Origin of the sequence: Nonomuraea sp. NPDC049725, from assembly GCF_040674795.1 — a bacterium.
GTDB lineage: Bacteria > Actinomycetota > Actinomycetes > Streptosporangiales > Streptosporangiaceae > Nonomuraea > Nonomuraea ceibae.
The window spans coordinates 19,659-37,638 of record NZ_JBFANJ010000030.1; the positions used below are offsets into that span (position 1 = coordinate 19,659).

Genomic DNA, 17,980 nt, shown 5'->3' on the forward strand with positions numbered 1-17,980 from the left:
CGCTGCCGAGGTTGGGTGCGGAAAACCACACCCATACGTACCGTACACTGTACGGTCGTGAGTCTTCCACAGGATTCGGTACGGCACGCGGTCGTCTTCGAGCCCGGCGATCCCCCCAGGAGCGGGCGGATGGCCTTCCTCGACCCCGGCGGCGACACCACCCTAACCGTCGCCCGCCCGGACGGGACCCACGAGGTCGCGGCCACCCGCGTCCCCGTGGCCGACGCCGTCGCCGCGCTGGCCAGGGCCCGCGCCGACGAATCCGCCCACCCCGCCGCCCGGTTCTGGGGAGCCGCCGCCCTGGTGGCGTTGCAGCTCGTCGCCCGCGGTCGCGTCCTGCCCGGCGTCACCGGCCAGGACCACGACTCCTGGCGCGCGGGCCCGTTCGACGCCGCCGACGCCCGCCGCATCCGCGAGCTCGCCGACGCCATGCCCGCCGAAGCCCGCGCCGTCCCCCTTCCCGCGACCGGCGAAGGAGACGGCGAAGGAGACACGGGGGCAGAGACAGGGGCGGGGGCGGGCGCCGAGCCGCGCCTGCCCGACGCCGAAAGCCACGTGCGGGCGTTCCTGGACGCGGTCGCCGACGCCATGCCGCGTTCCCCCGGAGCCGTCCGGGCCACCGGCACCACCGCCTATGCCGCCGCCCGCCCCGTCAAGGTGCCCCGGCTGCGCCCCTGGGCCGAGGAGGTGTCGGCCGGGCTCGACTCCGGCGTGCGGCTGTCGCTGCGCCTGGAGGCCGACGACCCCGCACGCGGCGAGTTCCGCGCCGTCATGCAGCTCCACAGCCTCGCCGACCCCTCGCTCGTGGTCGACGCCGCCGACCTGTGGGAAGGCCGCGACCCCGGCCTCGGCGGGCGTGCCAGGATCGAGGCCACCCTGGCCATCCGCCGCGCCGCCCGCGCCTGGCCACGCCTCGAACGACTGCTGGAAAGCGCCGTCCCCGACGAGCTCCCGCTGAGCGACGCCGACCTCGAAGAGCTGCTCGCCGGCGCCGCCACCCGCCTGGACGCCGCCGGGGTCGAGGTCCACTGGCCCAAGTCCCTGGTCAGCGGCCTGACCGCGCGCGCCGCCGTCGGCCTGCGCGACAGCGCCCCCTCCGACCTGCCCTCCTTCCTCGGCGGACACCACCTGACCAGCTTCGACTGGCAGCTCGCCCTCGGCGGCGAACGACTGACCGCCGCCGAGATGGACCACCTGGCCGAGACGCACCGGCCCGTCGTCCGGCTGCGCGACCAGTGGGTCCTCATCGACCCCGGCGTGGCCCGCAAGGTCCGCAGCCACCTCAAGCCGATGACCGCGCTCGACGCCCTCGGCGCCGCGCTGACCGGCACCGTCGAGGTCGACGGCGAGCAGGTGCCCGTCGAGCCGAGCGCCTGGCTGAGCGAGCTGCGCGACCGCCTCGCCGAGCCCGCCGACGTCGGCCCGCCGCCCGGCCTGGCCGCCACGCTGCGCGACTACCAGCTCCAAGGGCTGCGCTGGCTGGCCAGGATGACCTCGCTCGGCCTCGGCGGCTGCCTGGCCGACGACATGGGCCTGGGCAAGACCATCACGCTCATCGCCCTGCACCTCACCCGCCAGGGCACCGGCCCCACGCTCGTCGTCTGCCCGGCCTCGCTGATGGGCAACTGGGAGCGGGAGATCTCCAGGTTCGCCCCCGGCGTCCCGGTACGCCGCTACCACGGCGCCCAGCGCACCCTGGCCGACGACGGCTTCGTCCTGACCACGTACGGCACCATGCGGCTGGACGCCGCCCGGCTCGGCGAGCACCCCTGGGGGCTGCTCGTCGCCGACGAGGCCCAGCACGTCAAGAACCCCGCCTCCGGCACCGCCAAGGCGCTGCGCGAGATCCCCGCCGCCGCCCGCGTCGCCCTCACCGGCACCCCGGTGGAGAACAACCTGTCGGAGCTGTGGGCCATCCTCGACTGGACCACGCCCGGACTGCTCGGCTCCCTCACCCGCTTCCGGTCCCGGTGGGCCAAGCCGGTCGAGTCCGGCGACAAGGCCACCGCCGAACGGCTGGCCCGCCTCGTCGGCCCGTTCCTGCTGCGCCGCCGCAAGTCCGACCCGGGCATCGCGCCCGAGCTGCCGCCCAAGACCGAGACCGACCGCCCCGTCCCGCTCACCACCGAACAGGCCGGCCTGTACGAGGCCGTCGTGCGCGAGATCATGACGCAGATCGAGAGCGCCCAGGGCATGGCCAGGCGCGGCCTCATCGTCAAGCTGCTCACCGGGCTCAAGCAGATCTGCAACCACCCCGCCCAGTATCTGCACGAGGCCGACCCGCGCCTGCCCGGCCGCTCCGGCAAGCTGGAACTGCTCGACGAGCTCGTCGACACCATCGTCGCCGAGGACGGCGCCGTCCTGGTGTTCACCCAGTACGTCCAGATGGCCCGCCTGCTCGACAAGCACCTGTCCGCGCGCGGCGTCGGCACCCAGCTCCTGCACGGCGGCACCCCCGTCGCCCGCCGCGAGGAGATGGTCCGGCGCTTCCAGGACGGCGCCGCCCCGGTGTTCCTGCTGTCGCTCAAGGCCGCCGGCACCGGGCTCAACCTCACCCGCGCCGACCACGTCATCCACTACGACCGCTGGTGGAACCCCGCCGTCGAGGACCAGGCCACCGACCGCGCCTACCGCATCGGCCAGACCCGGCCCGTCCAGGTGCACCGGCTCATCGCCGAAGGCACCATCGAGGACCGCATCGCCCAGATGCTCGTCGCCAAGCGCTCCCTGGCCGACGCCGTGCTCGCCTCCGGCGAGGCCGCCTTCACCGAGCTGACCGACGCCGAACTCGCCGCCCTCGTGGAGCTGAGATGACCGACGCCCGCGGCTTCGCCGCCTTCCCCCCGCAGCGGACCGGCGCCCGCTTCGCCACCTCCTGGTGGGGCCGCGCCTGGATCAAGGCGCTGGAGGATACCTCCCTCGACCACACGCTGCTGAAGAACGGCCGCGCCTACGCCAAGACCGGCCAGGTCGGCCCCATCACCGTCAGCCCCGGCCGGCTCGCCGCCGTCACCGAGCACGAGTACGACACCGTCGTCCGCGTCGAACAGCTCACCGACGCCGCCTGGGAACGCTTCCTCGACCAGGTCGCCGCCAAGGCCGGGCACATCGCCGCCCTGCTCGACCGCGACATGCCGCACGACCTGGTCGAGGCCGCCGAGGACGCCGCCGTGCCGCTGCTGCCCACCGTCGGCGACCTGGAGCCCGAATGCTCCTGTCCCGACTGGGGTCACCCGTGCAAGCACGCCGCCGCCCTGTGCTATCAGGCGTCCTGGCTGCTCGACGACGACCCGTTCGTGCTGCTGCTCCTGCGGGGGCGCGGCGAGCGCGAGCTCATCGAGGGGCTCCAGCGCCGCGACGTGCCCGCCACCGCCCCGCAGGGCGTCCCCGTCGCCGACGCCTACGCGCTCGGCGTCCCGCCGCTGCCCGACCCGCCGCCGCTGGACGTCACGTTCACGCCGCTCGGCCTGGAGCCCGCCCCCGGCGTCGACGTGGCCGCGCTGGAGGTGCTCGCCGCCTCCGCCGCCTCCCGGGCCCGCGAACTGCTCCACACCGGCGCGTCCACGCCGCTCACCGAATACCAGGACCGGGTACGCCTGTCCGCCGAGTTCGGGCTCGACCTGGGCCTCGACGCGGCGGTGGCCGCCTGGCGGCACGGCGGCGCCGGCGGCCTGGACGCGCTCGAGAGCCCGTGGACCCCGCCCAAGCAGGACCTGGCCCGCGCCCGCGCGCTGCTGGAGGCCGGCTGGGAGGGCGAGCCGCCGGCGGTCGAAACCTGGCGCAACCAGTGGACCGTCGGCGACCGGCAACTGCGCTACGGCCGCGACGGCCGCTGGTACCCGTTCGCCCGCCGCGACGGCGCCTGGTGGCCCGACGGGCCGCCGGAACGCGACCCGTCGGCCCTGCTCACCTGATCGCCTTCAGATCCACCACGACCTGCTCGCCGTCCCGCGCGTAGACGAGCAGACCGGGCGTCCGGTAGTCGAGGACCGGGCTGTACACGGTCGGACCCAGCGCTCCCGACTTCCCGGTGGCCAGGTCGTACAGCACCTCGCTCGTCCGCTCGTGGGAGACCACCACGAAGCGGTCGAGCGCGGGCACCGACATCATGGTCGGGCCCGGCAGCTCACGCCTGCCGCCGCCGTCGCGGCGGGAGGCGGTGCGGCCGTGCACGCACCACGTGACCGCGCACACCCCTCCGGCGACGGACGCCCGGCTGCGCTCCCCCGTGCGCAGATCGACCAGGCCGCCGAACACGACCTCCTTGGTCGGCCGGTTGCCGGGCCTGGGGCGGGCGGCCCACGGCCACGCCAGCAGGGTGTGCCCGGCCGAGCCGGCCACCTGCTCGGCTCTGCCGCCGGTCAGCGGCATCCGGTAGACGCCTTCGCGGCCCCACGGCGACCACACCAGCCGGCCGCCCGCGATCTCCAGGTCGATGCCCTGTGGGGCGTTCTTCAGCGTGGCGACCTGGCGCTGCGTGCCGCCGGTGACCGGGGCCGTCCAGATCTCCACCACGCGCACGCCCGCGTGGCGGCGCAGCGTCCACCAGGCCAGCAGCCCCTCACCGACCGCAACGAACGGCGCCGACACCACGGTGCCGCGCGGCGAGCGCACGTCCACCAGCCGGCGGGCGGTCCGCTTCCTGACGTCGTAGGCCCACAGCGCGTCGATCCTGTCGACGTCCTCCGTCCGCACCAGCAGCGACCGGTCGTCCAGGTATCGTTCCGGCCGCATGGGCTGCCCGTTCGGCAGCTTCTCGGGAACGGTGCGGACCACGCCCGGCCACACCTTCTCGACGGGCGGCGGCACCGGGTGGGCCCGCGGCGCGGGCGGGGTGGCAGGCGCGAACGTCGGCGAGGGCCGCGCCGCCACGACGCGCTCGTCCGGCGGGACCATCACCGCGGCGACCGCCGACAGCACCGCGACCGTGGCCGCCGCCGACAGCACGGACCCCCTGCGCCGTCGCCGCCGGTGCCCCGTCTCGATCCGGGTCCGCAGGTCGGCCGCCGGCCGCGGTGCGTGCCCGGCCGCCCGCGCGAACTCCTCGCGCAGTCGCCGTTCCAGCTCGGCGCTCACGTCACGCTCCCCAGGCTCTCGACGATCGCGGGGACGTCACCGCGCAGCTTGTCCAGGGCCCGCGACGCCTGGCTGCGCACCGTGCCGCGCGAGATGCCCAGGACGACGGCGATCTCGGCGTCGCTCAGCTGCTCGTAGTAGCGCAGCACCAGCACCGCCCGCTGGCGGCGCGGCAGCCGCGCCAGCGTGTCCCACAGCGGCGAGCCCTCGTACGGCCGGTCCCGCCAGGTCCGGTCGGGCGGCTCGGCCGTGACGTGCTCGCGCCGCCGCAGCCGCCAGGCGTTGACGTGCAGCCGGCTCATCGTCGTCTTGACGTACGCCTCCGGGTCGTGCTTGCGCCGCACCCGCTCCCACGCTCCGCGTAACCGCACCAGGGCCTCCTGCACCAGATCGGCCGCGTCGTGCGGATTGCCGGTCAGCACGTAGCCGTAGCGGAGCAGCACGTCCACCCGGTCGGCGACGAACCGCTCGAACAGCTCCTCGTCCTGCACGCCCACGCCCTCCTGTCATGGTCATCCCGACTCAGACGGCCGGAGGGCGCCAGGTGTTGCACCGTCAGGGCGCCGGTCTTGGTGGGTTCGGGAGCTGGGCGATCTCCTCGGGGGTCAGGGCGCGGCAGCCGAGCGCTATCACGCCGTTGAAGGAGTTGTTCTCGCACATCACCGCGACGGTCGCGCAGGTGGCGGCGATCGTGGCGGCGATGACGCGGATCGGGTTGCAGGTCAGGCCGATCTGTCCCTTGGGCAGGGCCGCCGCGGGCAGGCCGAGCAGGCTGAGGAGCAGGGCCGTGTTGGGCGCGGTGGCCGTGGTCGTGATCACGCAGCACTGCGGCGCGGGGTCGGCGTGGGCCGCCGGGGCGGCCAGGACGAGGCCCGCCGCGGCTGCGGTGGTGGCCGTGGCGGCGGCCAGGGTCCTGCGGATGCGCATCAAGAGCTCCGTACGTAAGGGACGATCATTACGATCAGCCACGTACCCACGACAATGTGTTACGCATCAACAGGACTGGTCAAAGCCGGTCCGCTATCGCGGTGGCCAGCTCGATGACGGCGGCGCGGCGGCGGGCCAGCGCCTCGGCGGGGTCGGGCTCGTCGAGGATCAGGCGGCGCAGTTGCGGCACCGAGAAGTTCCAGGCGACCAGGCCGATGAGGGTGAACAGCCAGTCGCGAGCCCGCCGCTCGTCGGGCATGCCGGCCTCCATCAGGGCGCGCACGTTGGCGCGGTAGCCCTCGACGCGCTCCTCCTCGCCCGGCACCGGGCCGTCGCCCGACTCCAGCGCCTCCCACAGCAGCAGCCTGACCAGGTCCGGGCTCTCCTGGTAGCGGTCGAACAGCTGGCCGGCGATCTCGGGCAGTTTGCGCGGGTCGAGGTCGAGCGTGTGGCAGATCTCCTGCAACTGCGCGGCCACCACGGCGCCGAACAGCTTCTCCTTGTTGCCGAAGTAGAGGTAGATCGCCTGCTTGTTGGCGCGTGCGGCGGTCGCGATGCGCTCGATCCTGGCCCCGGCCAGGCCGTGCTCGGCGAACTCCGCGCTGGCGGCGGCGAAGATCCGCTGCCTGGTCGCCTCGGCGTCGTACGTCATGGAAGGAATTAAACCATCCGGTTGACATGCGGGCCGAATCACGCCACGATCTAAACCAACCAGATGGTTTATTGCTGAAGGAGACCACCATGTCCGTCGCCCCCATGCCCATCAGCACCCCGCTGCCCGCCGCGCTCGCCGGCCGCACCGTGCTCGTCATCGGCGGCAGCTCCGGCATCGGCCTGGCCGCCGGCGAACTGCTGCGCTCGCTCGGCGCCCGCGTCGTCCTCGTGGCCCGCGACAAGGCCCGCCTGGACGCCGCCGTCGCCCACTGCCTGGCCGTGCCCGGCGCCACGCATGACGACCCCGTGCTCGGGATCGCCGCCGACGCCGGCGACGAGCGGGAGCTGGACCGCGTCTTCGAGCAGGCCGGCCCCGTCGACCACGTGCTGGTGACGGCAGGCGGCTTCCAGGTCGGCCCGCTCGACGCCACCCCGCGCGCCGACGTGCAGGACGCCGTCGACAGCCGGCTCTGGGGCGCCTACGCCGTCGCCCGCGCCGCCGCCCCCCGCCTGCCCGCCGGCGGCTCCATCACGTTCACCTCCGGCCTGTACGCGACCCGCCCGCTGCCCGGCATGGCCGCCGCCGTCGCCGCGATCGGCGCCGTCGAGGCCCTCACCAGGGCGCTGGCCGTCGAGCTGGCCCCGCGCCGGGTGCGCGTCAACGCCGTCCGCTACGGCGTGTTCGACACGCCGCTGGCGCGCGGCGCGCTGGGCGCGGCCACCGACGAGGCCGTCGCCGAGGCGGGCCGCGCCTTCCTGCCCGGCCGCCTGGGCACCCCCGCCGAGGCGGCCGCCGCCCCGATCTTCCTGATGTCGGACAACTACGTCTCCGGCGCCGTCATCCCCGTCGACGGCGGCCAGAGCCTCGTCTGACCCGCCCCTCAGGCCAGGTTGAGCTGCCAGGACACGCCGAACCTGTCGTTGACCCAGCCGAAGCGCTTGCTGAAGCCGTGGTCGCCCAGCGGCATCAGCGCCGCGCCGCCCTCCGACAGGGCCGCGTACAGCCGCTCGATCTCGTCCGCCGACTCGCACTGCACGTACAGCGACATCGACGGCGTGAACGTGAACTCGTGGCGCACCGCGCTGTCGATGGCCATGTACTCCTGCCCCGCCAGGCGGAACGTGGCGTGCAGCACGCTGCCCTCCGCGCCCGGCCCGCCCGGGCCGTAGCGGGTGACGGCGACGATCTCCGCGTCGTCGAACAGCGACACGTAGAAGGTCATGGCCTCCTCGGCCTTGCCCTCGAACATGAGAAAGGTGGTGATTTTCTGGGACATCGATTACTCCGGTTCCGGTGCGTAGAAGGCGGTCGTCGCCTCGGTGGCCGCCGCGACGAGCCCGGCGTCCGCGCCCGAGGCGAGGTGCGCCTCGCCCCAGGCCCGGCTGCTGGCGACGATGGCGGCGCGCCCCTGTTCGGTCTCGTGGAAGTGCTCGTGGTCGGGGATCGGCAGGCCCGCCAGGTGCATGGCGAGACCGAGCACGGACAGGTCCCAGCCCACCCCCACCGCGCCGGGGCCGTACCGCGACCAGAACTCCGCCGCCACGACGGCGGTGTGCGTCAACTCGAAACGGGTGCCGTCGCCGTCGGGCGCCAGCGTCACCTCGACCTCCGAGGCGGGCGCGTCGCCGAAGACCCACGTCACCCTCAGCAGTTCGGGCGGCTCGCAGGCCAGGATCTCCCCGCCGGCGTTGCCCTCAAGCTGGTACGTGCCGCCCAGGCGCAGGTCGCCGCTGATCGGCAGCAGCCAGCGGCTGATCCGCTCGGCCGTCGTGAGGGCGTCCCACACGTCCTCGGCCGCGGCGTCGTAGTGACGGGACAGGACGACGGACTTGGTCTCGCCCTTCTCGGTCACCGCGCGGTGGGCGCGGGTGACCTCGTCGATGATGTTCATGCGGACTCTTCCTTCGTGGTGGGCCCGGGCGTGGTCGGCTCGGGCGGGCCGGCGGCGCGGCGGGCGCGCTTGCCGCGGGCCAGCTCCGTCGCCAGGGCGTCGAGGCGCTGGCTCCAGAAACCGCGGAAGCGCTCCAGCCACCGGTCGACCTCGCGCAGCGGCTCCGGGTCGACGGCGTAGAGCCGCCGGGTGCCCTCGGCGCGCACGGTGGCGAAGCCGTTGTCGCGCAGCACCTTGAGATGCTGCGAGACGGCCGGCTGGGAGATGCCGTGCTCGCGCTGGATGACGGCGGTGACCTCGCCGGAGCTGCGCTCACCGTCGGCGAGCAGCTCCAGGATCCGGCGCCGGACCGGGTCACCGAGTACGTCGAATGCATGCACGACCTCACTATTTCAGTCACAGCTTATATAAGTCAAACCCGGTATAAGGCGGCGGGCTAGGGTCGGAGCGTGCAGGACGTCGAGGAGGCCGTCACCCGGGCGTTCCAGGAGGAATGGGGGCGCGTCGTCGCCACCGTCATCCGCATGACCGGCGACTGGGACCTGGCCGAGGAATGCGCCCAGGACGCCTTCGCGCAGGCGCTGCGCCACTGGCCCCGCGACGGCGTCCCGCGCAGGCCCGGCGCGTGGCTGACCACCGCCGCCCGCAACCGCGCCACCGACCGGCTGCGCCGCGAGGCCGTCGGGGCGGCCAAACTCCGCCAGGCGGCCCTGCTCGCCCCGCGGTCCGAGCCGGACGGCGACGGCAGCGACGGCGACAGTGACGGCGACGACAGCGGCGTGCCCGACGACCGGCTGCGGCTGATGTTCACCTGCTGCCACCCGGCGCTGCCGTTCGAACAGCGGGTGGCGCTCACCCTGCGCACCCTCGCCGGGCTCACCACGGCGGAGATCGCGCGGGCCTTCCTGGTGTCGGAGGAGGCCATGTCGCAGCGGCTGGTACGCGCCAAGCGCAGGATCCGCCAGGCCGGCATCCCCTACCGGGTGCCGCCCGCCCACCTGCTCCCCGAACGGACGCGTTCCGTCCTGGGCGTGCTCTACCTGCTGTTCAACGAGGGCTACTCCGCCAGCGGCGGCGACGACCTCGTCCGGCGCGGGCTCAGCGGCGAGGCCGTCCGCCTGGCCCGGCTGCTCACCGGACTGCTGCCCGGCGAGCCGGAGGCCACGGGGCTGCTCGCGCTCATGCTGCTGCACGACGCCCGCGCCGCCACCCGCACCGGGCCCGACGGCACGCTGGTGCCCCTGGAGGAACAGGACCGCTCCCGCTGGGACGCCGGCCGCATCGGCGAAGGCGTCCGGCTGCTGGAGGACGCCCTGCGCCAGGGGCGGGCCGGGCCCTACCAGATCCAGGCCGCCATCGCCGCCTGCCACGGCACCGCCCCCACGGCCGCCGACACCGACTGGCCCCAGATCGCCGCCCTGTACGACCGGCTCGCCCGGCTCGTGCCCTCCCCGGTGGTCGAGCTGAACCGGGCGGTCGCGGTCGGCATGGCCGAAGGGCCCGCCGCCGGGCTCGCGCTCGCCGACCGGCTGCGCGAGTCCGGCGCGCTCGCGGGCTACCACCTGCTGCCCGCCACCCGCGCCGACCTCCTCCGCCGCCTCGGCCGCACCCACGAGGCCGCCGACGCCTACCGCGAAGCCCTCGGCTCCGCGCCGACCGCCCCCGAACGCCGCTACCTGACCCGCCGCCTGAACGAAGTCCGCGCCCAGCAGGACACCACCCGAACGGCCTGACACCGCCCACCCGTACGACGCCGCCAGGTCGGTGGCCGGTGGGAGGGCCGGTGCCGTGGAGGGTCAGCGGGGATGGGTGGCGATGATCACGGTGGCGGCCCACTCGTCGGAGCGGGCGACGCGCGGCGCCAGGCCGTGGCGGGCGACGGCCTCCAGGGCGGGCGGGACCTGGCGGTCGCTGGTCTCGAACAGCAGGTGCCCGCCCGGGGCGAGCCAGCCGGGCGCCCCGGCGGCCACCCGGCGCAGCACGTCCAGCCCGTCGGCGCCGCCGTCGAGCGCGAGCCGCGCCTCGTGCAGCCGCGCCTCGGCGGGCAGCAGCCCGATCTCCCCGGTCGGCACGTACGGCACGTTGGCCAGCAGCAGCCCGATCCGCCCGCGCAGGTCCGGGGGCAGCGGCTCGTACAGGTCGCCCTCGTGGACGCGGCCGGCGGGCAGGTTGCGGCGGGCGCAGGCGACGGCGGCCGGGTCGAGATCGGCGGCGTGCAGCTCGGTGCCCGGGACGGCGGCGACCAGGGCGGCGCCGAGCGCGCCGGTGCCGCAGCACAGGTCGACGGCCACCGTGCCGGGTGCGGCGAGCGCGATCGCCTGCTCGACGAGGAACTCGGTGCGCGGGCGCGGCACGAAGACGCCGGCGTCGACGGCCACGCGCAGGCCGCGGAACTCGGCCCAGCCGAGGACGTGTTCGAGGGGCTCGCCGGCGGCGCGGCGCTCGACGAGGGCGTCGAGCGCGGCGGGGGTGCGGGCCGCACCGGCGAGCAGGCGGGCTTCGTCTTCGGCGAAGACGCAGCCCGCGGCACGGAGGCGGGCGACGACGGCGGGCGGAGAGAGTGACATGAGCGCCTTTCGGGATGAACGGGGCGCTCTCCCGGTCGCCTCAGGAACGGCGGGCCGCGTGAGGTGAGAGCACCCGGACGGAACAAGCGGGAATGGGTCTCACCTCCTCGAATTTCGGCTGCGACACTATCGGAGCCCCGCGGAGCCCGGCAAACCGGTCAGCTCCTTGGCGGCGGTGCGGATCTCGTGCAGCAGCACCGCCAGGTCGTCCTCGGTGGTGGCGGGGCTCAGGACGCAGGCGCGCAGCGCGTCGGCGCCGCCCAGCCGGGTGCCGGTGAGGAACGTGACGCCGCGCCGCTGCACGGCCGCCGGGAGGGCGCGGTTCACCAGGTCGGGATCGCCTGAGTCCGGGCGGTAGCGGAAGGCGGCGATGGAGGTGACGACGGGCGCCATCAGCTCGAAGTCAGCGGCTTCCTCTACCATCGCGCCGAGCGTGCGGGCCAGCCGGGTGGTGTGGCCGACCAGGCGCTCGATGCCGTCGCGGCCGAGGTGGGACATCGTCGCCCACGTCTTCAGCGCGCGGAACGGCCGCGTCTGCTCGGGCCCGTACTCGGCGAACCAGCCCAGCTCGTCGGCGTTCTCGTCCACCAGGTACGACGGGACGAGGCTGAAGGCGGCACGCGCCTCGGCGGGGTCGCGCAGCAGCGCGCAGCCGCAGCCGACGGGGACGCCGAGCCACTTGTGCGGGTCGAGGGCGAGCGAGTCGGCCAGCTCCAGACCGGCGAAGGCGGACGGGTCGGCCAGCACGCCGAGCGCCCCGTAGGCGCCGTCGACGTGGAACCAGAGCCCGTGCTCGGCGGCGACGGCCGCGATGTCGGCGAGCGGGTCGACGGCGCCGCTGTTGACGGTGCCCGCGCTCGCCGCCACGCAGAACGGCCGCAGCCCGGCCGCCACGTCCTCGGCGACCATCGAGCGCAGCGCGGCCACGTCCATCCGGTAGGCGGCGTCGACCGGGACGGTGCGGATGCGCCGGGAGCCGATGCCGAGCAGTTCGGCGGCCTTGCGCAGGCAGCTGTGCCCTTCGGCGGACACGTACACGACCATCGGCGGGCGGCCGGACAGGCCCTCCTCGCGCACGTCCCAGCCGTCGGCGAGGGCGGCGCGCTGCCGGGCGGTGGCCAGGCAGATGATCGTCGCCATGGAGGCGCCGCTGGTCAGCAGCCCGCCGCCGGGCCGGTGCGGGAAGCCGACGAGGCCGGCCAGCCAGCGCACGACCGTGCGTTCCAGCAGCGGGCCGGCGTGGTCGCCGCCCGCGCAGCTCGGGTTGAGCGCGGCGGCCAGCGGCTCGACGAGCACGCCGGCCGGGTTGGGCGGCGAGTTGACCCAGCCGAAGAAGCGCGGGTGCCCGTTGCCCATCGGGTAGGGCAGCACCCGGGCGCGGACGTCGTCGAGCAGCTCGTCGAGGCCGCGCCCGGTCCCGGGCAGGTCCTGGCCGGTGAGCCAGAGGCGGTCGGCGTCGGCGACGGGCCGCCAGACGGGCTCCTCGCGGAGGCCGCCGAGGTGGTCGGCGGCGAGGCCGGCGGCGCGGCCCGCGGCGTGGCGCAGCTCATCCAAGGTGGGTCTCCGTTCGCTGGTCGTGGTGCGTGACGGCGGGCCCGCCCAGCTCCATGGCCAGGTAGTACACGCAGTCGGTGGCGTCGTCGTCGTTGGCGAAGGCGTGGCGGCGGTCGCCCGGGTAGTAGGCCGAGTCGCCGGCGCGCAGCACGTGGGCCCGGTCGTCGACGGTCAGGCGCAGGCTGCCGGACTCGACGGCGACGTACTCGCGCGAGCCTGGCGCGTGCGCGGCGAACTCCCCCGCGTCGACGCCCGGCCCGATCGTGGTGCGCATGAACTCGAACTCCACGTTCGGCAGCACCGGTGACAGCACCCGGCGCTCCCATCCGGACGGGTCGCGCACCACGCGCTGCTCGGCGTGCCGCAGCACGGCCGGCACCTCGCGGACGGGCTCGTCGAGCAGCCGCGCGATCGACGTGCCGAGGGCGGTGGCCAGCCGGTCCAGGACGAGCACGCTGGGGGTCTTGGCGCCCCGTTCGACCTCGGAGACCATGCTGCGGCTGATGCCGCTGAGCTCGGCCAGCCGGTCGATGGACAGCCCGCGGGCCCGGCGCTCGGCGCGGACGCGGGCGCCGAGCTCGGCCATCGACAGGCCGGTGGAGAGAACGCCATCCATGTTGTCCACTATAGGGGTGGTTTGTCCGCGATAGTGGTGATGTTGACAGCTGAGGGGAGGCCGCGTGTAATGATCCGGCAGGTCGCGTGTCGTCGCCCGGTGGACGGCGGGGGCATGGAGGCCGTGACAGCAGGGGGACGATACCGTGACTTCACAGCTCACAGGCAGCGCCTGATCCGACCGCGCCCGCGCGCCCCCTCATCACCGGCATTCCCGCACGCCTGACAGAGAGCTTCAGCATGCCCAACGGCTTCAACCAGTCCATCATCGACCAGTTCCGCGCCGGCAACGGCAGGGTGGGCCCGCCCTTCGAAGGGGCCCGCCTCATCCTGCTCACCACCACCGGGGCCAGGAGCGGCGCCCGCCACACCACCCCGCTCGGCTACCTCGCCGACGAGGGCAACAGCCGGATCTTCGTCATCGCCTCGGCCGGCGGCTCGCCCCGCCACCCCGCCTGGTTCCACAACATCCTGGCCGACCCGCGCGTCACCGTCGAGGACGGCGCGTTCACGTACGAGGCCACCGCGGCCGTCCTGGACGGCGCCGAGCGCGACGAGATCTTCGCCCGCGCCGTCGAGGCCGACCCCGCCTGGGCCGACTACGAGACGAAGTCCGGGCGCACGCTGCCCGTCGTCGCCCTCACCCAGACCGCCGGCGGCCCGCCCGACCTGCGCGGCGGCGACTTCCTCAAGGTCGTCCACGACGCCTTCCGCCGCGAGCTCGCGCTGATCCGCGAGGAGGTGGCCGAGTCGGGCGCCGGCCTGGGCGCGCAACTGCGCATCAACTGCCTCAACCTGTGCCAGGGGCTGCACTTCCATCACACGATGGAGGACACGCGCATGTTCCCGCACCTCGACGGCGCCCGCCCCGACCTCGCCCCCGTGCTGGCCCGGCTCCGCGAGGAGCACCGCGTCATCCAGGAGCTCGTGGACGAGCTGCGGAAGGTCGTCGCGAGCGGCGGCGGCGACGTGCTCGCCGAGGTAGAGCGCCTCACCGCCGAGCTGGAGGCCCACCTCGACTACGAGGAGGAACACCTCGTCCCCGTGCTGAACGGCGGCTGATCAGCCCGCGTAACGCCGCAGCCCCGGCGCGGCCCGCGCGATCAGGGCCACCGCCGCCACCGTGAGCAGCCCGCCGGCGCAGATCGTCACCTGCGGCCCGTACGCGGCCGCGGCGGTCCCGTGCAGCAGGTTGCCGATTTGCGGGCCGCCGACGAGCACGACCGTGAGCGAGCCCTGGACCCGGCCGCGCACGGCGTCGTCGGTGTGCGCCTGGGTGATGGCGTTGCGGAACGTGCTGAGCAGGAAGTTGGCGGCGCCGCCGAGCAGCAGCGCCGCCAGCGCCTGCCACAGCTGCCCGGCCAGGCCGAGCAGCACCACCGTCACCCCCCACACGGCGGCGGCCCACGCCATCAGCGCGCCCTGCCGCCGCGCCCGGGTGAACGTCCCCGACAGCAGCCCCGCCGCGAACACCCCCGCCGGGTAGGCCGCGTACAGCAGCCCCAGCTCCACGCCGCCGCCCGCCGGGCCGCCGTGCACCGTGCCGGCCAGCTCGGGCAGGACCGCCGACGGCATCCCGAACACCATCGCGGCCAGGTCCACCGCCAGCACCGCCACCAGCACCCGGTTGGCCGCCAGGTAGCGGAACCCGGCCAGCACCTGGGCGGGCGTGGAGCCCTTGCCGCCCTCCGGAGGCGGGATCGGCGGCAGCCGGAACACCGCCCACACCACCGTCAGCAGCGCGAGCGCGTCGAACAGGTAGAGCGAGCCCAGCCCCGTCACCGGGATCAGCACGCCCGCCAGCAGCGGCCCGATCACCGAGCCGGAGTAGCGGGCCAGAGAGCTCAGGCTGTTCGCGGCGGCCAGCAGCCCGGCGGGCACCAGCCGGGGCACCACCGCGCCCGTCGCCACCATGATCGCCCCGAACGTGGCGCCCTGGCAGGCCACCAGCGCCAGCAGCACCGCGACCGACCCCAGCCCGGCGGCCTGCTGCGCCCACAGCCCCGCGTACGTCAGCGCCAGCCCGCAGTGCGCCGCCAGCAGCAGCCGCCGCCGGTCCATCGCATCAGCCCGCGCCCCCGCCCACAGCGACGCCGTCACCAGCGCGCCGAACGACACCCCGGCCGCCGCGCCCACCGCCGCCGACGAGCCCGTCATCGCGAACAGCTGCGCCGGCACCGCCACCACGCTGAACGACCCGCCGACCGCGCCCACCGCCGAGGCCGCCCACAGTCGCCGGAACGCCGGGACGGCCAGCGGCCGCCGGTCCAGCGTGAAGCGGCTCACAACGCCACCACGTCGGCCACGACGCACGCGATGTTGTCGGGCGCGCCCGCCGCGTACGCCAGGGCGAGCAGCGCGTCCAGGGCCGCCTCCGGGCCGTCGGCGCCCGCCAGCGCCGCGTGCAGCGAATCGGGCGCGACCACGGCCGACAGCCCGTCGGAGCACAGCAGGTAGCGGTCCCCGGCCTCCGCCGCGTGCAGCGACAGGTCCGGCTCCGCCCCGCCCTCCCCCGTCAGCGCGCGGGCCAGCATCGACCGGCTCGGGTGCGAGGCCGCCTCCTCCGGCGTCAGCCTGCCCTCGTCGACCATCGCCTGCACCAGCGTGTGATCGTGGGTGATGCGGAACATCTCGCCGCCGCGCAGCACGTACGCGCGCGTGTCGCCGACGTGCACCAGCGCCAGCCGCGACCCCGAGCGCAGCAGCGCCGTCAGCGTGGTCGCCGGCCCGCGCGCGGACGCCTCACCCGGGCCGGCGAGCTCCTTGATCGCCGCACCGGCCCTGGCGACCGCGTCGGCGAGCGCGCCGAGCAGGTCCCCTTCCGGTACGGCCAGCGTCTCCAGCGGCTTGAGCGCCTCGATCGCCGCCGCGCTGGCCAGCTCGCCGCCCGGCCCGCGCACCCCGTCGGCCACCGCCAGCAGGCGGGCGCCCGCGTAGGCGGCGTCCTCGTTGCTGGTGCGCACCAGCCCGGACGCGGTCCTGGCCGCGTAACGGACGCCCACGGTGTGGTCGGCGGCGGCGCCCCCGCCGGACAGGTGGTCGACGAGGAACGTCGCCAGCCTGCCCCGGGCCGCCGTCTCGGCCTCCACCCGCGCCCAGTGATCGGCGACCGCCTCGGCGGCGGCGCCGGGCTCCAGGTCGCACACCTCGCGGATGCGGGCCAGCGGCATGCCCAGCCGCCGCAGCCAGGCGATCAGCCGGGCCCGCTCCACCTGGGCCGGATCGTAGAAGCGGTATCCCGACTCCCCGTCGACCAGGGCGGGCCGCAGCAGCCCGAGCTCGTCGTACAGCCGCAACGCCTTCGGCGACAGGCGCACGGCACGCGCGAACGCGCCGATCGTCAGTAGTTCCACATCGGACATGCTGGGCCTTCCCCCAGGGGCAAAGTCCAGCGGGCCGGGGCGCTCAGATGGTCAGCGTGGCCTGCCGGGCGGCCTGCCACTCGACCGTCACCACCGTGGCGTCGTCCTGGAGCCGGCCGCGCTGGTGGTCCAGGATCGAGTTGATCAGGCGGCGCAGCGTCTCGGGAGCCGACAGCCCGCCCGCCTCGTGGCGCACGATGAAGTCGACGAACCGCTCCAGCCCGAACTCCTCCCCGGCGGGGTTCTGCGCCTCGATGATCCCGTCGGTGTAGAGGAGCAGCCGGTCGCCGCGCTGCAGCTGATAGCGGTCCAGCCCCGACGACAGGCCCAGCCCGAACCCCATCGGCGGCGACGGCAGCTCGCTGTCGAGGCTGGCGACCAGCCGGCCGTCACGCACCACCAGCGGCGGATGGTGGCCGCGGTTGATCCAGGTGAGCTCGCCGGTGTCCATGTCCAGGTCGGCCAGGATGCCGGTGGCGAACCGGGTGCGGCCGAACTGCTCGCCGATCGCCGCGTCGATCCCCTCGCTCGTGGCCAGCAGGTCCTTGCCGGCGAGCCGGCTGTTGCGGCAGGCGCCGATCGCCATCGTCGCCGTCAGCGTCGCCGACAGGTCGTGCCCCATCGCGTCGAAGATCGACACGTGCAGATTGTCGCCCGCGATGCCATAGTCGTAGGCGTCGCCGCCCACCTGGTAAGCCGGCTCCAGCGCGGCGCTGAACACCACCCGGTCGTTGGCGAAGCTGCCGTGCGGCAGCAGGTTCCACAGCACCTCGGCCGACAGCAGCATCGGCTCGCCGCGCACCAGCGCCGCCCACGAGTCGCTGGAGCCCCGCTTGCTCACCAGGATGAGCGCGACCAGCGAGGCGAGCTGCCTGGCCCGCCACTCGACGGTCTCGTCGACGGCCTGGACCGTGGCGCCGAGCACGCCGATCCGCTCGGTGCCGTCGATCAGCGGCACCCACAGCTGCACGGCCGCCGGCTCCTCCTCGGCCTTGGCCCGCACGACCTCCACGTCGCGGAAGGCCCGCCCCGGCATCGTGGTGTCGATCGACACCGGCGCCAGCGGCACGCCCCGGGCGTCCACCTGGCCCGGCAGCGGCACCAGCATCAGCTGCCGCAGGTCGCTCACGTACACCTTGGTGTGGGTGAAGCCGGACAGGGCCGCGTGGCCGGCGATCAGGGGGACGGTGTCCTCCAGCGTGGCCGTGTGGCTGGCACGCAGGAGCCCGCCCAGCATGCGCTCGCCGTCGCTCAGCACCGTGCCGCCTCCCCTCCGACGGGCTCTTACCCGCGCGCGGGCGATCCTGCACCGCCCTCTCCCAGGAGGCCCCGC

18 protein-coding genes are annotated in these 17,980 nt (G+C 74.8%); 5 read left to right on the forward strand and 13 right to left on the reverse strand.

What is annotated here, in order from left to right; genetic code table 11:
• Window positions 1-57: 57 nt before the first annotated feature.
• A complete protein-coding gene (locus AB0J53_RS43485; RefSeq protein WP_364183765.1) occupies window positions 58-2,814 on the forward strand; it encodes a DEAD/DEAH box helicase in 2,757 nt (918 codons plus the stop codon).
• Entirely contained in the window at window positions 2,811-3,914 is a 1,104-nt protein-coding gene (locus AB0J53_RS43490; protein ID WP_364183768.1) for an SWIM zinc finger family protein, read from the forward strand. Before AB0J53_RS43485 ends, AB0J53_RS43490 begins: the two co-directional genes overlap by 4 nt.
• Here AB0J53_RS43490 and AB0J53_RS43495 read toward each other — a convergent pair.
• The 4 genes from AB0J53_RS43495 to AB0J53_RS43510 form a co-directional block, all read right to left on the reverse strand.
• Window positions 3,907-5,076: a hypothetical protein gene (locus AB0J53_RS43495; RefSeq protein ID WP_364183771.1), complete on the reverse strand. Its 1,170-nt coding sequence runs from the start codon at window positions 5,074-5,076 to the stop codon at window positions 3,907-3,909. The two genes, AB0J53_RS43490 and AB0J53_RS43495, sit on opposite strands and share 8 nt — an antisense overlap.
• A complete protein-coding gene (locus AB0J53_RS43500) occupies window positions 5,073-5,573 on the reverse strand; it encodes a SigE family RNA polymerase sigma factor (RefSeq protein WP_308126118.1) in 501 nt (166 codons plus the stop codon). Before AB0J53_RS43500 ends, AB0J53_RS43495 begins: the two co-directional genes overlap by 4 nt.
• Before the next feature lie 58 nt (window positions 5,574-5,631).
• Window positions 5,632-6,003, reverse strand: coding sequence for a hydrophobin family protein (locus AB0J53_RS43505; protein WP_364183775.1), 372 nt, complete (start codon window positions 6,001-6,003; stop codon window positions 5,632-5,634).
• Between the two features lie 79 nt (window positions 6,004-6,082).
• Window positions 6,083-6,655 carry a TetR family transcriptional regulator gene (locus AB0J53_RS43510; protein WP_364183778.1) on the reverse strand — a complete coding sequence of 191 codons (573 nt, stop codon included), beginning with the start codon at window positions 6,653-6,655 and terminating at the stop codon, window positions 6,083-6,085.
• Window positions 6,656-6,744: 89 nt separating this feature from the next.
• Here AB0J53_RS43510 and AB0J53_RS43515 point away from each other — a divergent pair, with 89 nt between their 5' ends.
• A complete protein-coding gene (locus AB0J53_RS43515) occupies window positions 6,745-7,530 on the forward strand; it encodes an SDR family oxidoreductase (protein ID WP_364183781.1) in 786 nt (261 codons plus the stop codon).
• Between the two features lie 8 nt (window positions 7,531-7,538).
• Here AB0J53_RS43515 and AB0J53_RS43520 read toward each other — a convergent pair whose 3' ends face one another.
• From AB0J53_RS43520 to AB0J53_RS43530, 3 genes are read right to left on the reverse strand one after another with little or no spacing between them, the layout of a single operon-like run.
• Window positions 7,539-7,934, reverse strand: a complete 396-nt coding sequence (locus AB0J53_RS43520) for a VOC family protein (RefSeq protein ID WP_364183784.1) — start codon at window positions 7,932-7,934, stop codon at window positions 7,539-7,541.
• 3 nt (window positions 7,935-7,937) lie between these two features.
• Entirely contained in the window at window positions 7,938-8,549 is a 612-nt protein-coding gene (locus AB0J53_RS43525) for an SRPBCC family protein (protein WP_364183787.1), read from the reverse strand.
• On the reverse strand, window positions 8,546-8,929 hold the full coding sequence (locus AB0J53_RS43530; RefSeq protein WP_219514564.1) for a metalloregulator ArsR/SmtB family transcription factor: 384 nt from the start codon (window positions 8,927-8,929) through the stop codon (window positions 8,546-8,548). Before AB0J53_RS43530 ends, AB0J53_RS43525 begins: the two co-directional genes overlap by 4 nt.
• A gap of 69 nt (window positions 8,930-8,998) precedes the next feature.
• Between AB0J53_RS43530 and AB0J53_RS43535 the strand changes: the two genes are divergently transcribed.
• Window positions 8,999-10,282: an RNA polymerase sigma factor gene (locus AB0J53_RS43535; RefSeq protein ID WP_364183790.1), complete on the forward strand. Its 1,284-nt coding sequence runs from the start codon at window positions 8,999-9,001 to the stop codon at window positions 10,280-10,282.
• A 63-nt stretch (window positions 10,283-10,345) separates the two neighbouring features.
• Here AB0J53_RS43535 and AB0J53_RS43540 read toward each other — a convergent pair whose 3' ends face one another.
• The 3 genes from AB0J53_RS43540 to AB0J53_RS43550 all read right to left on the reverse strand — a co-directional run bounded on the left by AB0J53_RS43540 (window position 10,346) and on the right by AB0J53_RS43550 (window position 13,286).
• The gene (locus AB0J53_RS43540; protein WP_364183793.1) at window positions 10,346-11,116 is read right to left on the reverse strand and encodes a putative protein N(5)-glutamine methyltransferase; all 771 of its coding nucleotides are present in this window, start codon (window positions 11,114-11,116) and stop codon (window positions 10,346-10,348) included.
• A gap of 126 nt (window positions 11,117-11,242) precedes the next feature.
• Window positions 11,243-12,670: an aminotransferase class V-fold PLP-dependent enzyme gene (locus AB0J53_RS43545; protein WP_364183796.1), complete on the reverse strand. Its 1,428-nt coding sequence runs from the start codon at window positions 12,668-12,670 to the stop codon at window positions 11,243-11,245.
• A complete protein-coding gene (locus tag AB0J53_RS43550; RefSeq protein WP_219514496.1) occupies window positions 12,663-13,286 on the reverse strand; it encodes an XRE family transcriptional regulator in 624 nt (207 codons plus the stop codon). The genes AB0J53_RS43545 and AB0J53_RS43550 overlap by 8 nt, the downstream gene beginning before the upstream one ends.
• A 239-nt stretch (window positions 13,287-13,525) precedes the next feature.
• On the opposite strand from AB0J53_RS43550, the gene AB0J53_RS43555 reads away from it, so the two are divergent.
• Window positions 13,526-14,347 carry a nitroreductase/quinone reductase family protein gene (locus AB0J53_RS43555; RefSeq protein ID WP_364183799.1) on the forward strand — a complete coding sequence of 274 codons (822 nt, stop codon included), beginning with the start codon at window positions 13,526-13,528 and terminating at the stop codon, window positions 14,345-14,347.
• Here AB0J53_RS43555 and AB0J53_RS43560 read toward each other — a convergent pair whose 3' ends face one another.
• Genes AB0J53_RS43560 through AB0J53_RS43570 form a run of 3 tightly spaced genes read right to left on the reverse strand, consistent with a single transcriptional unit; the run spans window position 14,348 to window position 17,905 of the window.
• The gene (locus tag AB0J53_RS43560) at window positions 14,348-15,571 is read right to left on the reverse strand and encodes an MFS transporter (RefSeq protein ID WP_364183802.1); all 1,224 of its coding nucleotides are present in this window, start codon (window positions 15,569-15,571) and stop codon (window positions 14,348-14,350) included. It lies immediately after the preceding gene.
• On the reverse strand, window positions 15,568-16,638 hold the full coding sequence (locus AB0J53_RS43565) for a MerR family transcriptional regulator (protein ID WP_364183804.1): 1,071 nt from the start codon (window positions 16,636-16,638) through the stop codon (window positions 15,568-15,570). Before AB0J53_RS43565 ends, AB0J53_RS43560 begins: the two co-directional genes overlap by 4 nt.
• 52 nt (window positions 16,639-16,690) lie before the next feature.
• Window positions 16,691-17,905, reverse strand: coding sequence for a PP2C family protein-serine/threonine phosphatase (locus AB0J53_RS43570; protein WP_364183807.1), 1,215 nt, complete (start codon window positions 17,903-17,905; stop codon window positions 16,691-16,693).
• Between the last annotated feature and the right edge of the window lie 75 nt (window positions 17,906-17,980).

Bases quoted from the DNA above. Each gene is read 5' to 3' on its own strand.
- AB0J53_RS43520 (WP_364183784.1), bottom strand. From the start codon at position 7,934: ATGTCCCAGAAAATCACCACCTTTCTCATGTTCGAGGGCAAGGCCGAG.
- AB0J53_RS43515 (WP_364183781.1), top strand. From the start codon at position 6,745: ATGTCCGTCGCCCCCATGCCCATCAGCACCCCGCTGCCCGCCGCGCTC.
- AB0J53_RS43525 (WP_364183787.1), bottom strand. From the start codon at position 8,549: ATGAACATCATCGACGAGGTCACCCGCGCCCACCGCGCGGTGACCGAG.
- AB0J53_RS43555 (WP_364183799.1), top strand. From the start codon at position 13,526: ATGCCCAACGGCTTCAACCAGTCCATCATCGACCAGTTCCGCGCCGGC.
- AB0J53_RS43550 (WP_219514496.1), bottom strand. From the start codon at position 13,286: ATGGATGGCGTTCTCTCCACCGGCCTGTCGATGGCCGAGCTCGGCGCC.
- AB0J53_RS43490 (WP_364183768.1), top strand. From the start codon at position 2,811: ATGACCGACGCCCGCGGCTTCGCCGCCTTCCCCCCGCAGCGGACCGGC.
- AB0J53_RS43505 (WP_364183775.1), bottom strand. From the start codon at position 6,003: ATGCGCATCCGCAGGACCCTGGCCGCCGCCACGGCCACCACCGCAGCC.
- AB0J53_RS43540 (WP_364183793.1), bottom strand. From the start codon at position 11,116: ATGTCACTCTCTCCGCCCGCCGTCGTCGCCCGCCTCCGTGCCGCGGGC.
- AB0J53_RS43510 (WP_364183778.1), bottom strand. From the start codon at position 6,655: ATGACGTACGACGCCGAGGCGACCAGGCAGCGGATCTTCGCCGCCGCC.